A 14,605-nucleotide genomic window follows, 5' to 3' on the forward strand; every position below is an offset into this window, starting at 1 on the left:
ACTATGGCGGATCCGCACGAGCCTTCTTCTCCGACATCGTTTGACGCTCTGATGGGCGATCCGAGAGCAGTGGGCTTGTTCGGCGATTCGGCAGCGCGCCAAATGCATGATGCCGATGAAATGCGAGCCTCTAGGGGCTCCAGCAAGGCTTGGAACGGTAGGCATATTACGCCCAGGGCCAAACTGCTTCTCGCGGCGTGGGCTGCCGCGGTCTTCGTGATATCGGCTGCGGTGTCGCCTTACCTTCTCAACTTACCCCGCTAGCTAGCGACGGCAGGAGTTGGCCGCGCGATCAACGTCCTCGTGGACTTTTCGGATCGTGCTCAACGTGCAGATGGTTTCGCTCCGGATCGCGCGGAAACGTCTCGAAGATCACGTCGTAATCGGCACCCAAGCGCGATTTCACGCCGCCGGCCCACGCGCGACCCTGCGCGACCGAGATGTTGTTGCCCCTGAAGTCGAGAGCCTTCCCCTCGGGATGCAGGCTGTCGTGCTTGTGGCGCCCATCCTGACCGGAGGTGACCACCGCGCCAGGTAGGCCCAATTCACGGCCGCTGAGGGTGACCGCACCGAACACTGACGACATCGAGCGGTCAGTGCCAGACAGATTGACCCCCTGCTTGATCTCGGCCCCGGCCTCACGTGCCACTACCCTCGCGTTGAAGCCGCCTTCGAAGGGATTGCCAGGCGTTCCGCGTACGCCGACCTTGTCGATGATGTTGCCGACGATCGGCAGGGTACCGCCGAGACTCGAGTGCTGCCGGCGATCTACATCACCTCGCACGCGGTCGGCCTCGTCGTGCGCCATTACGCCCGTATTGTGCATTTCTCGGCCTTCCTGGTCGAGTCGACCGCGGCTGTCGTCGACGCGCGCCGATACGAGACCCTCCACCTCGCGGTCGCGAGCCGCGCCGGCGACATGGACCGCCGGCGCGCGGCTTTGCAGATTGGCCTGATTACTATGGCCCCAAGCCTGGATGTCGCCGACGCTGCGGGAGGCGGGCCCGGCTATCGAACGGCCCGGCGCATCAGGCACGACGCCAAGCTCCTCGCGCATTGCGCCCACTTTCTCGTCGACGAACTTGCGGATCAGCGTGTCGCGAACCGCGGACTGTTGCGCGTTCGGGCTGACGAGGCCCGGGTAGTATCCGGTCGCCTGCAGCGGCCAATTCTCAGGCCGGTCGAGTTCGTGCCGCATGAAATCGGCCAGCGCCTGCGTCTCGTTCTGCGAAAACTGGAAGCCGTGCGATTCCGCCTGGGCAAAGTCGCGACTGTAGCGATTGAACGTCTCTTCGGCGTTCGAAGCCTCGACAGAGCGGCCGCGAGCCTCGCTGAGGCTCGCATCAAAGCGTTCGGACATCCCGCGCAGATCGCTGTTAGATGACGAGGTGGTCGCGCGCGTGAAGCTCTCGCGAGCGCTGCGGGCTGCGTCCGAAGAAGCTTCCCTGCGCACGTAGTCGAACACTTCAGAGAAACCATCGGATGCTCTGATGTCCCCGCCGGTTCGGCGTTCGGCAGAGCTGCCCAGCCTAGTGCTTCCGTTGAGAGCAGCCACAACGAGGTTCGCCCCGGCCGATCCGGAGATGTCGCCGCTCATGATGGCAGTTCGCGCCAGCGAATCCGACGTCTGTTTGTCCAAGCCGAAACGGTTCTGGAGGTTCTCGGACATCGATAGCGAGAGATCCTGCATCCGAGAAATCGACGAGGTGAGCGCCCTGCCCTCCTCGGTTCCCGAGCTCGCCGAACGCTGTGCCGTCTCGAATAGCTGGGTCGCGTTCGACCGCGCCGCAGTCCAGGACTGGCTGGCAGCCTCGCGGGTCTGTTCGACGTGGCCAAAGCCCTCAGACAGCGCCTTGCGAACCTCGGACTGATAACCTTCGGAATGGGTGAGCCCGAACGGCAGCTCGGACATGCCCGGCGGCGACTTGTAGATCGTCGACCCGTTCGCTGCGTGCTGCGAGAGCCCGCCGTCCGGATTGCGGACCGACACGAGGCCCGAACCCGTGTTGTAGTTGGCAGCCGTATTGAACTGGTCGCTCGAGGCCGTGTTGATCGTTCGGTTCGCCAGGCTGACGTTGCCGTAGGAATAGTTGCCCGTCGTGATCTCGGCTGCAGCCTGCTCGGCTGCGTTCTGGCTGGGAGCCAGGAAGCTAGCGGAATGCGAGGCGATCGACATGGCGCCTCGGGCCATGCCGGCGGCAATGAACGGCACCGACATGATCATGTACCCGGCGAGCGCGCCGGCATCCTGGTTGATCGCGCTCACGCCTGAGAAATTCCAGGCGGTCAGCCCGCCGCTTTGCCAGGGCACAAGCGCGGCCTGCCAGCGGCTCATAAAGATCATGTTGAGAACGACGAACAGCGGTCCCCAGCTCGCCAGATAGAAGAACCCGGTCAGGTAGCCCTTGGCGATGCCCGGCCCCGTGTTGGGCATCAGCATGAGCAGGAACAGCACCGGGAACATCGCGTAGAACACGACGGTGAGGACGATGTTGAGCAGGGGCACCCATTTCATGGCGCCGGCGGCGATCGTCGAATAGGTGTTGCGCGTCTGGATGTCCGCGCGGGTCGTCGCGAAGGCGTCGATCGAGGTCTGAGCGCTCGAGCTGCCGAAGCTGTCGCGCGCCTGCATGAGGGCATTGATGAACATGGCTTGGCGCACGAGCTGGGCCGAACCGGTGCCCCCTCCCCCAAGCCCCGCGCTGCCGACCCCAGCGACGTCGGTATTGAACTTGGCCTGGGCAGCGCCGCTATCGAGGCCCGGGAAGAACTGCTGAGCAATGCGAACGGCATCGGCATTGTAGTAGGTCTGCCACTCGTTCTGGAGATTGGTGTAGGCCTCGCGGCAAGTGACAATGCTCGAACTGCCGTCGGCCGCGATCCAGGTCTGCGACAGCGAAACCGAGCCCGGGCCGATTGACGCCATGATGTCGCTCGCGCGGGCAATGTCGTCGAAGGTCTTTCGCCCCAGCAGCACGTCGTAAAACACACATTGCTTGAAATGCTCGTTCAAATTGGTCGCGAGCCGCGGGTCGGAGATTCGCAGCCCCTGCGTCGCCTCCATAAGCTTGGCGCCGTAGATGATGCCGTTTGTCGAGTAGCCCAGCGCATTTGGCATGACGAAGACCGTCTCGGCCGAGCGGGTCAGATAGTCGCCGACCTGGCTGGTGAAGCTCGCCATGAGCCCCAGGCCCATCGGCACGTTCGCAACGGTCGCGGGCGCGAGCCCGGGGTTGGCGCGGTCGGTGACCTTCACGCTCACCGTCGGCACCATCATGACTAGATACATGAGCGTCGATTGCATGAACCAGCGGAAGAGGACCTTGGGGTCCATGTTCCAGGCCATGGCAAGCAGGGCATAGGCGAAGCCGATGACCATGACGACGCGCAGGAGCGAGCGGTAGCCGCCCCCGCCCGACCAGGCCGCGACGGCATTGAAAGTGTTGACGACGAACTCGCCGCCGCCGGTCGTGAACACCTCGAGCATGCGCAGAATTCCTTGGGAACTAGGGGCGCATGCCCTGCGCGGAGAGCGCGCGCGAAAAGCTGAGCGATGCGGCCATGCCCGGCGCCATCTTGTTCTGCAGGGTGGACTCGATCATCATCGCGCGGTTCACGATCTCGAGCGTCCGGCCCACCCGGTCGGAGACCTTGGCATCGCGCTCGCCGACGCGCTGGCGAACATCGCGCAGCTGGACCATGAACTGCTCGATCCTGGCCGCATCGCCCTGGTTGACGAGGCCGCCGCGGGCGGCCGCAACCTGGTCGAGCAGCTCGCTCATGATCGCGTTCAGGAGATCGATCGAGGTGATCTCGGCGAGGGAGTCGATTTCGCCGGCGCTGAGGCGGAAGCCCGAGGCGGCCTGGACTGCCAGCACCTTGTAGAGCGGGATGCTGGCGAGCCCGAGGAGCTGCTGCTCCTCGTTGGTCAGCGCCTGGTCGGCCTGGATCTTGTCCGAAATCGAGATGATCAGCCGGCGGACATGCGGGGTCAACGCGTCGTTGCCCAGGGGACTGAGTGTCTGCGTTCCGGTCGAGAGGCATTTGTCGGTGTCGCTGCAATTGAGGATCGTCACAGACTGGGTGCCGTCGAGCAGCGCATCGAGGATCGGCCCGACCTGCCCGCCGATGTACTGGATGTTGGGCTGATCGTCGTCGCTCGCGCGCTGGGGTACGATGATCGTACCAATCAGCGTCATCAGCAGCTCGCGGGTCGGTTCGCTTTGCGATGCGAGCGGCGACTGCTCGATCATGTCCCAGGCATAGTTTTTCGGGCCCGGCGCGAGCGCCTTGAGCGCCGGGTCGCTCGCACCGTTGATCGTCGAGGTACGCTGTCCGCCCTGCCCGCAGCCATGCCTGGCGCGTGCGGTATCGGAAAATATGCCCTGCGAGGTGCCGATGGCCTCGCAGATGCTTTGAGAAGCCAGGTCCTCCTGCGGCCAGACATTGCCAACGAGTGCGGCGGCCTGCTCGCAGCTGTTCATATTGAACTGGTTTATCTTATTGGCGATGTCCTGCATCTCGTCGATGACCCCGCCGATCTGCGGCGAGATGGAATCGATCGCGAGCTTGAAGGCGAAGCCGATCGCGTTGTTGGCGACCGCCTTGAGCATAGCGACAAATTCGCTGGCATTGATGAAGGAGAAGGAGCCGGCGAAGATGTCGATGCCCCCGCAGCCCGCCCTGACCTTCGGCAGCTGCAGATTGGCGGGGTAGACCGTCTTTTGCGGAAAGCGGGTCCAGACCGAGCCGAGCGTGTAGTAGCCCGCCGACTGGCCCTGATAGGCGGTCGGCCCGCTGGCATTGGCCGCCCCGCCCATGTCGGAGAAGAACGAATTCATATCGCTGCCGACGTTCGCCGACGCTGGCGTCAGGCTCGCCGCGACCACGGCGAGGGCGGTCGTGGCTCCGAAGAGCGCGCGCGCATATTTCGAACGAGGCGAAGCCAGAGCCATCAGAAGTCGCTCCCGACTTTGGTGTTGGTGAGGGTGAATATCCGATCGCGGATCTCGTCGGCCGTGAGGATGCCGGTGCCGATCGGGATCGGCCTCTTTGTCGCGGTATCGAAGAGGACGAGCGCAGGCGTGGCTCGGTTCTTCAGGCCCATGCGCTCGTGCTGGCCGACGTCGACGACGTAGTTCGGAAAGGTCTTGTTGGGACCGCCGTCCATCGACACCGCGACGACACTAAATCCACTTTTGTCGGCGAGCGCCTTCAGGATCGGCGCGAAGATGTCGCAAGCACCGCAGGACTGCGCGTAGAAGTAGAAGATGCCGTAGCGCTCGGACAGGCGGGCCAGCGCCTGATCCTCTTCAGCCGAGCGGTTATCGAGCCAAGCGCGCTTGCCGAGTGTCGAAACCGGACGCTGCAGCGTGTAGTCGAGATCGGGGTTCTGCCAGATCGTGCGCTGCCACTGGTCTGAGAAGGTCGAGGCGCGGTCGAGCTGCTCGCGCTGGAAGCGGATGTAGGCCGTGACGTTCTCTTCGCTGGGCTCGAGAATCGCCCTGGCCTTGAGCTCATCGAGCTCTCGTCCGATCGCCGCGAGCTGCTGGGCCGCGGGCGCTGTCGGCGATGATGGCGAGCGATCCGGCGAGGACGGTTTCGGGCGGTCGCAATAGAACCAGGTGCCGAGCTTGCGCTGCCGGCAATAGAATTCGTCGCCGGCCGGAGATGCGGCGGCTGAGGGCGTAGCCTGCGATCGGTCTGCTGGCATAGGCTCCGCGACGTCCTGGCCGGCCACAGCGGCAGGTAGGCCAGCGACGAGCAGGACGGTTGCCAATATGAACTTCACCGGGATCCTCCGCTGGAATTGGGGCCGCTGAGCAGGTTCCAGAGCGTGCCGCGCACGAGCGCCGGCTCGGTTTGCGCGAGGACCTCTTCGCCGAGCCCAGTCGTGTGAAATGCACGCCCGTCGTCGATGCAAACCAGCCAATCGCGAGCGATGAGACGCTCGAGAAAATCCGAGAGTTCTGGCGCGGAGAGCGGACAGGAAAACCAATGCAGCAGACTATGGACGAGCTCTGCCGTGGCGACGGGGCAGCCTCCCCTACAGCGCAGCAGGATCGCCCATTCCTGGATGACGACCTCGGCGAGACCCGAATGTGCGCCCGCGATCGCATCGAGCTGCTGGGGCGTGAGTTCGTCGCGGTCGCAGCAGCAATCCGTCTGGAACAGACGCCTGATCGCTGCCCCGCTCTGAGAGGGTTGGCGCGCCATCTTATCATCTTTCTCCCGTGCTCGCGGCCGCGTTCTCCCGGTAATAGGCCCGGATCTTCTCCTGGATGTCGGCCGCCATCTGCGCTTCGTCGGGCAGCTTGGCCGCCTCGAGGAACTCCGCGTAGATCTCGGTGAAATCCATCTTCGAGAGATCGAGCCGCGAGAACTCGTCGATGGTGAAGCCGAGACACTGCTCTGTTTTGGGCTTGTCCCAAGGCTTTCCGATCTGAGGCCGGCCTTGCTCCTGGAGGATCCGCGTCAGCTTCGACTGGAAGCAGCAATAGGTCTTCCGCTTGGTGCTGCAGATGCCGAGGAAGCTCGACGAGCAATAGCTGCCGACGAAATGGCACAGACCCATGCGGTCCTTGACGTCGAGCATCTTCTCCTCGGTTGAGCACAGGAACAGAGTGAGGAACTGGGTCGCAACGCCCGCGAGCACCGCGGGGCCGCCGGCGAGAGCGCTGAGCCCGGCGGCGGTCGTCAGGAGTCCCGACACCTTGCCCGCGCAGCAGTTGACGAGGCCGAAGATAGGTTGGTGGCAGGTCTCGCGCGCGCCCTTGAACAGGCTGAGGTTATCGGGATCGAACTCCTTCTGCGCCTGATCCATCGCGCCCATGGCGACGAGCGCGTCCTTGAGTTCATCGGAGGCATCGCGCTCGATTTCCTGGCAAACGCCGTTCACGCAGTAGATGTCGCCGCCGCAGACGTATTCCTTCTGCGGGGCGGTGCTCACCGGCACCGGGCAGCTGTAGATCCGCTCGGAGGTCTTGCAGGCGCCGCCCGACGGATCCTCATCGAGGCAGTCGTCGCGCAGGAAGGTGCATTTGGGATCGGCTTCGAAATCGCCGCAGTCGGTGGCCTGGGTGATCTGGTGGCAGGCATAGGAGCGCTGCCAGGCCCAGCAGGCTTCCGTCACCGGCACGCCATTTATGATCCGGGTTTCGGGGCCTTCGGTGCAGATATCCTCGGCGGACTGCTGCGTGCACATCGTGTCGCCGGCGAGAGCGCCGCAGCCGTCGACTCTTTTGGTCGTGACCGTGGTCGTGCTGCTTTGCACATGCCACGATTTGCCTGTCTTTGGGCTGGGGGCTGCCGCGATGTCGAGATCGGCGGTGCACTCGTACTCGGTGGCGCTGTAGTCGTCGCAGTACTTGTTGTTCGCCGGGGTCCAGCCATAGTCGACATGAGCGGCGCAGGCCATTTTGCTGACGCCCGTCGGCTTGCAGACGCCCGAGGAGATGTAAGGCGCGATCGACGCATAGCGAGCGAAAGGGGTTCCGTAGGCGCTGTCGGGCACGACGTAGTATTTGTAAGCCGCGGTGCTGCTGACTTCGGACACCATCGTGATAGAGCAGGTCCGGGTAACGTCCTCGACCTTGGCCCCGACATTGCACGTAGCTTCGTAGAACTCCGTCGGCGAGGTCTCGGTGGTGATCTCGCGGCAGGTCCCGGTCTGGCCACTGGCATCGATACCGAGCGCGAAGGCCGCAGGCTCGGCGTTGATTTCGTCGCCGCGCGTGCGAATGCTCGTCAGTTGGTCGCTTGGGATCCGGCTCTTGTTGGCATCGCCCTGCCGGACGACGCCGTACTCAGCGACCGACGATGCGCCGCCCGCCGCCGCGCTCAGCACCTTGTCGTCGCTGCCGAATAGATTGCCGAGATTGTCTGGCGTCCCTTGGAAGCCTGGAATCGTATCGCTGGTCGGCTGCTGATCGGGGAGCGAGCTCGCTTCGCTCCGCATCGTCTTGCCCGTATCGATGCCGTCCTTGTGCGCGGCGTCCATTTCGCCAGCAGTCTGGCCAAACGCCGGCGCGGCCATGATCATCATGGCAACAGGCGCGCAGCAGGCCGAAAGTATGGCGCCGCGTATCGTCACTGCGCTGTGCCCTGGAGGCGCCGCAGGGCACCGGCGGCGATCGCCGCACCCGGCCCCTTGCCGTCCACGAATGTCTCGAGCGCATGACCCAGGGTCACGTTGCCGCTCAGCCGATCATGCGGCGGCACCGCGGTCACGCAGTCGAACCCGTCGCAGGGATCGAAATCCGAGGTCACGACGACAAAGACCGGCACCGAGGTCACATGAAAGGCGCGCAACAGCCGCGGATCGATGCCGATATTGTTGTAGCTCGCCTGGTTGTCGACGACCCGGACGATGCCTTCCTGGAAGGCCTTCATCGAATTGCCGGGAAAGCCGTTGAACACGACGACCCCGCCGGCCTTGGCGGTATCGCGGATCAGCGGCTTCAGGCTGTCCGGCGGCATCGACAGCGAGGCGAAAACCATGAGCTGCGGCGCCTTGCCGCGCTCGCCCTGGTTGTCGCCGGCAGCACTCAGGATCTCGTCGAAGTCGATTTGGCCGTCGGACCCGACCTTCAAGGTCCGCGCGGCGTGGTTCAAATTCGCCTCGCCGCCGCGCGCGGCCTCGAGCGCATCGTTGCGCAGGGCATCGCCGCGGCGCGCGACTTCGCTGGCAAGCGCGGAGGCCTCCTCGCCGTTTTCGGCCTTGCGGCCCATGACCGCCTGGAGGTCCAGACCATCCACAGTTTGGGCGATCGCATAGGTCGTGCCGGCGAGAGCGAGCACGGCCACTGGGATGAGGAAGCGCCGGCGCTTCACAGGACGCAGCAGTTGCGTTTGCGCCAGACAAGGTAGCCCATGTCCTCGCCGACGGCGGGATATGTATTACCTGAACCTGGCTTGAGGTCTGAAGATCCGATCGGCGGACAGGCCCAGCGGCCCTTCACCATGGGGCTCGGGTTCACCGCCTGGAAGCGGTACTGCTGCTTTTTCATGATCGGCATGAGGTATTTCTTGCAGAGGCCCTCGCCGCCCATCGTCCCCCAGGCGATGCCCATCCGGTGCATCTTGTAGGAGAAGCGCGAGAGCGCGAGCCGGCTCGCCTGGACATGGCCGATGTGCGCCGAGACATTGCCGTTCATCGGGTACATCGGTCCCTGGCAGCCGGCGCACCAGAATAGCGGATCGAGCGGCAGGTGGACCGTCGCGCTAGCGCAGTCGGCGGCGCAGGCGGCCTGGGCGATCGGATTGGCGAAGATCGCGACTTCGGGGTTGATCAGCGCGGTCAGCGTATCGTCCTGCCACAGCGGATCGATCTCGGTGACATAGGCGATGTCGAACGAGGCCTGCTCGAGACAGGCCATGTCGGTCAGCACCTCCATCCAGTAGAGGAGCGGGTACATGTACCAGTGGACGTGCCACTTCGAGCCGGTGTTGGGCCCATCGGGGGTGCGACGGGCCTTGCCGTAACCGATGTCGAACCCGGGCGCGATGCGCTTGCCGCCGAGATTGACGAAGCACCACGGCTTGACCGAGACGTCGGCGAGGCGGACCGGCTCCCAGAAGCCCATGGCGATGCCGATGCGCGGGATCGGCGAGCCGCACAGGCATATCGGCAGCGCCGGGTTACCGGTGTCGGGCCGCCCGGCGAGCGAGGGAAAGATGTGGAGCCCGCCGACTGAGAGCGGGAACAGGCATGACCAGCACACATCCGTGACCGGATTGACGAACTTGCCCGTGCAGGAGCCGGGAACGCCGCCGCCCGAGGCTGTCGTCGTAGCATTCTGCACCGGAGTTTGCGCGGCGGTCGGAGCCGAAGCAAACAGCGACAGGACGAGCGCGGCTGACGCCACGACGCCAGATCTCAATCGCCATGCTCGCCGCGCCATCACCCGCCCCTCTGCAGCGACGCGGGAATTTCGCTGACGCGCATCGTCTTGCCCGCCTGCTCGACGACGGCGGGCACCGCGCGGATGCCGAAGCGATCGGTCAGGTAGCCGCCCTGGTCGAAATAGAAGCGGCGCTGGTAGCGCGTCATCGCCTCGAGCGGCGCGCCCTTCACCATGATGATCTTGGCGGAGAGGTCGGTATAACGCGCGAGTGCCCAGCTCATCTGCGCCGCGTCGTCGCCATCGATGAAGACGAGCGCCTGGCGCACGGTTACGAAATCTAGCGGATTGATGCGCTGGCCGGCGCGGGCGATCAGATTGCCCTTGGTATCGGACACGTCATGGTCGATCGCGATGGCGGGATCATAGGCCCAGCTCCGAGGCTTCAAGGCCGGCGCCATGCCGAAGACGGGATCGGGCCGGCGGACCTTGCGCTCGGTACGCTCCGCCAGCTCGCGGTTCATCCGGTCGATTCCGCCGTTCGCCTGCAGCGTCGCCAGTTTGGTCTCGATCGTGCGCAGCAGGTCGGGCTCGAGCAGCGCGAAGACCGTGCCCTGCTGGCCGTAGTCGCGTGCCATGCTGGGCACGGGCAAGGCGGCAAGTCCTGCGGCCAGGATAATAGGAGCCGTCCTCACAGCACGCTCGCTTCGGCCGTGCCGATGATGCGAGAGCGGCAGATGAAGCCTATCGCGGCGTAGCGGCTGTCGAAGCCGTCCTTGTGCGGACTGCCGACATAGTAGCAACCGGCCGGAATGATCCCGACCGGTCCTGCTTCGAGCGCCTCGCCAAGCCGTGAGCGCGGCTTCATCGTCGCGACGGGGCGACGGGCGCCCTGCCCGTTCGCCGCCCGGACAAAGACGTCGGCGCCCTCGTGCTCAACGACGTCGCCAGGTATGCCGTAGACTATCTTGCCGAAGGGCGCGGGACGCACGCCAAAGTGCCGCGTAACCAGCGGCGTGGCGGGCGGCGCGAAAAAGACCGTGTCTCCGCGGATCGGCAGTTCGCCGCGCTTCACGAGAAAGGCCCAGTTGGGCAGCGAGGGCGATCGGTTGACGAGGAACAGGCGCTGCGACGCTGCGTCGTCGAGAGCTTTCCAGCCCAGGAGCCCCAGCAAGGCAAAGCCGGCGATGGCCCAATGCCGTAGGACGCCGCCGCGCTGGCGGCCCGGCTCATCGGGGCTCTCACCGTTGCGCTCATCGTTCTTGGCCATTTGCCGGTCCAAGCAGCGCGGCCACACCCCGCCGCGCGGGCGCGACCTCGGAACTGGGCATCGGCGCGAGCGGCCGCGGGGCGGCGCCGAGCGTCGGTACCGCGGCAGGCCCGTTCGCGGTGATGAGCTTGCCGACCTCGCCGCGCACGTCGGCGGTGACGTCGGGCACCGATCCCGACACCACGGCCTCGCCCACCAGGATCGTCGTTCCGTCCTGCGCCCGCTTCTTGAGCACATCCTGGAGCAGTGCCATGAAATGGCGCGTATCGCGCTCGACCTGCTCGGGACTGTTGCCCGAGCGCGCCTCGGCCATGACGAAATCGTTGATCATCGCCGAGAGGCTGACCGCAACGATCCGCCGCGATTTGAGCTTGATCACCTCGCGCGTGATCCAGGCGCCCCAGACCGAGGTGCCGATGAGCACGGCGCCGATCGCGATCCCGGTCCAGGAATAGCCGGCGAAACCGGGTCGCCGCTTTGCCGGCAGAGGCGATGCCGGCGGATCCTCAACATGTCCAAACAGGTCCTGCATTGGTCAGCCCTCAGGTGGCGGTAACGGTGGGGTTGGACGGCCTGGTCGCGGCACTCGCGCGCAGATCCGCGGCCAGCGCGCGGGCGCGCATCGCGGCGAGCGGCACGAATGCGCCCGCAAAGAGCCATGCGATGATGTGCTGGAACGAGGCGCGCGCGGCGGGCGACGCGGCGAGGTAATGCTCCGCCAGGTTGCAGCCTTCGCGGAAGAACCCCTCGAAACTGGCGTTGGCGAACAGGATGAAGAACAGTGCGAGTAGGCCCAGCGCGGCGAGGCCGTTCAGCGCGCACCAGGCCCAAACCGTGACGATCCAATAAGCCGCCGCGGCGCCGCGCCCCTCCGAAGGCTTCATCGATGGAGAGCCCCGCCGGTTCATTCAGCCGCCTCTGACGCGTCGTCGCTCGGCCGGTTGGCAGCGTTGGTCCATTTTGTCCGGTCATTGGGAAAGGCGATGCGCTCGATTGCGGCGTCCATCGGCAGGCCGCGCTCGACCAGGCGATCGACGTCGGCAAAAACCTGCGGGCTCGAGGAAAAGACCGTGCCCGAATAGGGGTCGAGGACGAGCCGCCCGACCGCAAGCGTCTCGGGGCCCTTGATCATGATGTCGGAATATTCGGTGCCGTTGCGCTTGAGGCTGCGCATCAGCGCATCGGTGCCGGGCGACATTTCGAAGCGGCCGAGCTTCGAAAAGTCCGAGATCGTCTCGGGCTTCTGCTGGAGGATGACGAACCAGTCGCTGTTCTCGAGCGCGGCAATCGAGCCTTCCGACTTGTAGTAGTCGTTCAAGGACTGCGTCGCAGTGATCAGCGAGGCACCGTACTTGCGGCAGGTACGCGCGTAGGTCTCGACGAAATCGGCCATCGAGCCGCCCTTGAGGAGTTGCCAGGCCTCGTCGAGCAGTAGCGCCTTTCTCGTCGCGCGGTCGGCGCGCATGGCCTGGCTCGAAAGGAACATGATCGCAGTCAGCACGACCGAGCGCAGCTCCTCGCGCGCGGAAAGATCGGAGAGTTCGAATACGGTAAGCCGCGCGTGGATGCTGAGGCTCGCCTTCCCCTGGAAGAAACGCCCGTAAGTGCCGGCGATCGAGAACGGCCGCATGGCGATCGAGAGCGCGATGCCCTGCGGATGACCGGCGGCCTTCAATTCCTCGATCACGCCGTCGATCGAGCCCTCGCTGCCATGGCGCTCCCACTCGGCGTTGACTGCGCCATCGATCAGTCCGCGCTCGGTGTCGTCGAGCCGGTCCATGTGCCGGCCCATCTGGCCGATGATGGACTTCAGCATGCCCATGCAGTCGAGCCGGTAATCGTCGTCGGCTGCAGCCTGGGCGGCGTCGATCATCGAGAACGGGTTGAGGCAGAAGCCCGAGCTCATCGTGAACTCGACGAAGTCGCCGTTCTGCAGCTTGCAGCTGTGCTCGAACGAGCGGCCGTCGTCGATGACGATGACCTTGGCGCCGGCGCCGACAAGTGCGGCGGTGATCTCCTGCAAGGTCACCGACTTGCCCGAGCCGGACTTGCCGAAGACCGCGACGTTGTGGTTGCCGGCGGCATTCTCGAACGGGGACCAGAAGAAGGGTTGCCCGCGCCGGCCGACGAGCAGCAGGTGCGGAATCGTATTGCCGAGATACTCGCCCTGAAGCGGCGCGATGTTGGCGACCGTGGTGGTGAGCATCGTGCGCATGCGCTTCATGCGTTCGAAATCGCGAGATAGCCCGTTCGCCATCGTCATCGGCATCACCGAGAGGAAGCCGAACATCTGCATGTGGCGCTCGTCCTGAAGCTCCCAGCCCGAAGCCTTGTAGATTGCCTTGAGGCTGCGCTCGTGGGTGTCACCCTGCCCGTGGGGCGAGAAGCTGGTGACGCCGTAGAACACGCGGACCAGCTTCTGGCCCTGGCGCAGCTGTTCCTGGACATATTCCCATTCACGCGACTGGTCGCGCAGCTGCGGCATGTACCGGGCCGAGCGGGAATCGGCGAGGCTGGTCGTGCGCATGAACTTGAAGCCGGCGCGGGTGTTGGCCGCCTGCTCGTCGGGATATTCGATGCAAAGCACGGTCGCGACGGGACACGGCATGCGCAGCTTGTCGGTGAAGGGATCGCCGATGAGCCGGGCGGTGTCCCAGGGGGCCCAGCGCGGCGGCAGGTTGCGAACTGCGTAGGAGCGGACGTCGAAGCGGTCGGGATGAATCTCGCCGATCTCGGGCGCGCCGTCTACGAAGACGCCGGTCGCGCGGAAGCGCTCGGTGCGGAAGTGGATGCGGTCGGCCTCGACCTGCATTTCCATGTCGCGGCGCACCGCCTGGTCGGCGATCGGATCGAAGGGGTTGTACTCCTTGGGATCCTCGTCCGACGAGGTGGTAGGCGAGGTCAGATCGTCGATAAGCGCGAGCAGACCGATCGGATCGATCGCGTGCGCGTGGACCTCGATCGAGCGGAGCATCGAGATCATGCTGTCGCGCAGCGTGACGAGCTCGTCCTCGCTGACCTTCGTACTTTCGGGAACGCCGACCGAGATGATCACGCGGTGCGAACGCAGATGAAACGGCGCGTCTTTCGAGAGGCTCTGCCACACGCCGCCAGCGAGATGATCGGCGCGGTGGCGCGCCATGCACTCGTAGACCCCGCCGACCTCGTAGCGCGGCATGAACCACTGGCCGAACCTGTCGGCGAGCCGCGGGCTCATCCAGTGCATGATCTGGATGCAGGTGCCCTGCGGGATACCTTCCGAAAGAAACTGCGCGATGATCTCGCTGGTGCGCTCGTCGGCGCCGACCAGCGGCGCGACCTCGATCACGAAGCCGCGCGAGGCGCTGTTGTGGTAGAGCCCCTTCTTGGGATCGTAGCTGCGATAGGGCAGCCAGTGCGATAGCATCGGCACGGCGGCCTCGGGCGGCGCCTTTTCTAGCCGGCGCGGTCCGCCGAAAATGTCTGCAACGATCCGATCGATCAGCGACATCGT

Annotated in this window: 12 protein-coding genes; all 12 read right to left on the bottom strand. The window is 65.0% G+C overall.

Annotated elements, in window-relative coordinates; translation table 11 throughout:
* Positions 1 to 292: 292 nt before the first annotated feature.
* Positions 293 to 3,487: a conjugal transfer protein TraG N-terminal domain-containing protein gene (locus tag KRR38_RS32395; protein WP_217407933.1), complete on the bottom strand. Its 3,195-nt coding sequence runs from the start codon at positions 3,485 to 3,487 to the stop codon at positions 293 to 295.
* Between the two features lie 19 nt (positions 3,488 to 3,506).
* Positions 3,507 to 4,955, bottom strand: a complete 1,449-nt coding sequence (locus KRR38_RS32400; RefSeq protein WP_254515849.1) for a conjugal transfer protein TraH — start codon at positions 4,953 to 4,955, stop codon at positions 3,507 to 3,509.
* A complete protein-coding gene (locus KRR38_RS32405; protein WP_217408116.1) occupies positions 4,955 to 5,713 on the bottom strand; it encodes a conjugal transfer protein TraF in 759 nt (252 codons plus the stop codon). Before KRR38_RS32405 ends, KRR38_RS32400 begins: the two co-directional genes overlap by 1 nt.
* A 74-nt stretch (positions 5,714 to 5,787) precedes the next feature.
* Positions 5,788 to 6,216 carry a hypothetical protein gene (locus KRR38_RS32410; RefSeq protein ID WP_217407934.1) on the bottom strand — a complete coding sequence of 143 codons (429 nt, stop codon included), beginning with the start codon at positions 6,214 to 6,216 and terminating at the stop codon, positions 5,788 to 5,790.
* A 4-nt stretch (positions 6,217 to 6,220) separates the two neighbouring features.
* Complete coding sequence (locus KRR38_RS32415) at positions 6,221 to 8,092, bottom strand: conjugal transfer protein TraN (protein WP_309141234.1); 1,872 nt, start codon at positions 8,090 to 8,092, stop codon at positions 6,221 to 6,223.
* Positions 8,089 to 8,832, bottom strand: a complete 744-nt coding sequence (trbC, locus tag KRR38_RS32420; RefSeq protein WP_309141235.1) for a type-F conjugative transfer system pilin assembly protein TrbC — start codon at positions 8,830 to 8,832, stop codon at positions 8,089 to 8,091. The genes KRR38_RS32415 and trbC overlap by 4 nt, the downstream gene beginning before the upstream one ends.
* Positions 8,829 to 9,902: a conjugal transfer pilus assembly protein TraU gene (traU, locus tag KRR38_RS32425; RefSeq protein WP_217407935.1), complete on the bottom strand. Its 1,074-nt coding sequence runs from the start codon at positions 9,900 to 9,902 to the stop codon at positions 8,829 to 8,831. Before traU ends, trbC begins: the two co-directional genes overlap by 4 nt.
* On the bottom strand, positions 9,902 to 10,537 hold the full coding sequence (gene traW / locus KRR38_RS32430) for a type-F conjugative transfer system protein TraW (RefSeq protein WP_309141236.1): 636 nt from the start codon (positions 10,535 to 10,537) through the stop codon (positions 9,902 to 9,904). Before traW ends, traU begins: the two co-directional genes overlap by 1 nt.
* On the bottom strand, positions 10,534 to 11,112 hold the full coding sequence (locus KRR38_RS32435) for a S26 family signal peptidase (protein ID WP_217407936.1): 579 nt from the start codon (positions 11,110 to 11,112) through the stop codon (positions 10,534 to 10,536). The genes traW and KRR38_RS32435 overlap by 4 nt, the downstream gene beginning before the upstream one ends.
* Positions 11,096 to 11,644, bottom strand: a complete 549-nt coding sequence (locus tag KRR38_RS32440) for a TrbI F-type domain-containing protein (protein ID WP_217407937.1) — start codon at positions 11,642 to 11,644, stop codon at positions 11,096 to 11,098. The genes KRR38_RS32435 and KRR38_RS32440 overlap by 17 nt, the downstream gene beginning before the upstream one ends.
* A gap of 10 nt (positions 11,645 to 11,654) precedes the next feature.
* Complete coding sequence (locus tag KRR38_RS32445; protein WP_217407938.1) at positions 11,655 to 11,996, bottom strand: hypothetical protein; 342 nt, start codon at positions 11,994 to 11,996, stop codon at positions 11,655 to 11,657.
* A 20-nt stretch (positions 11,997 to 12,016) separates the two neighbouring features.
* Positions 12,017 to 14,602: a type IV secretion system protein TraC gene (gene traC / locus KRR38_RS32450; RefSeq protein WP_217407939.1), complete on the bottom strand. Its 2,586-nt coding sequence runs from the start codon at positions 14,600 to 14,602 to the stop codon at positions 12,017 to 12,019.
* Between the last annotated feature and the right edge of the window lie 3 nt (positions 14,603 to 14,605).

The sequence above is a fragment of the Novosphingobium sp. G106 genome (genome assembly GCF_019075875.1).
In the GTDB taxonomy this organism is placed as follows: Bacteria; Pseudomonadota; Alphaproteobacteria; order Sphingomonadales; family Sphingomonadaceae; genus Novosphingobium.

Excerpts from the sequence above, each read along its gene's own strand:
- KRR38_RS32445 (WP_217407938.1), bottom strand. The coding sequence starts at position 11,996 with ATGAAGCCTTCGGAGGGGCGCGGCGCCGCGGCGGCTTATTGGATCGTC.
- KRR38_RS32410 (WP_217407934.1), bottom strand. The coding sequence starts at position 6,216 with ATGGCGCGCCAACCCTCTCAGAGCGGGGCAGCGATCAGGCGTCTGTTC.
- traU (WP_217407935.1), bottom strand. The coding sequence starts at position 9,902 with ATGGCGCGGCGAGCATGGCGATTGAGATCTGGCGTCGTGGCGTCAGCC.
- KRR38_RS32395 (WP_217407933.1), bottom strand. The coding sequence starts at position 3,487 with ATGCTCGAGGTGTTCACGACCGGCGGCGGCGAGTTCGTCGTCAACACT.
- traC (WP_217407939.1), bottom strand. The coding sequence starts at position 14,602 with ATGTCGCTGATCGATCGGATCGTTGCAGACATTTTCGGCGGACCGCGC.
- KRR38_RS32440 (WP_217407937.1), bottom strand. The coding sequence starts at position 11,644 with ATGCAGGACCTGTTTGGACATGTTGAGGATCCGCCGGCATCGCCTCTG.
- KRR38_RS32435 (WP_217407936.1), bottom strand. The coding sequence starts at position 11,112 with ATGGCCAAGAACGATGAGCGCAACGGTGAGAGCCCCGATGAGCCGGGC.
- KRR38_RS32400 (WP_254515849.1), bottom strand. The coding sequence starts at position 4,955 with ATGGCTCTGGCTTCGCCTCGTTCGAAATATGCGCGCGCGCTCTTCGGA.
- KRR38_RS32405 (WP_217408116.1), bottom strand. The coding sequence starts at position 5,713 with ATGCCAGCAGACCGATCGCAGGCTACGCCCTCAGCCGCCGCATCTCCG.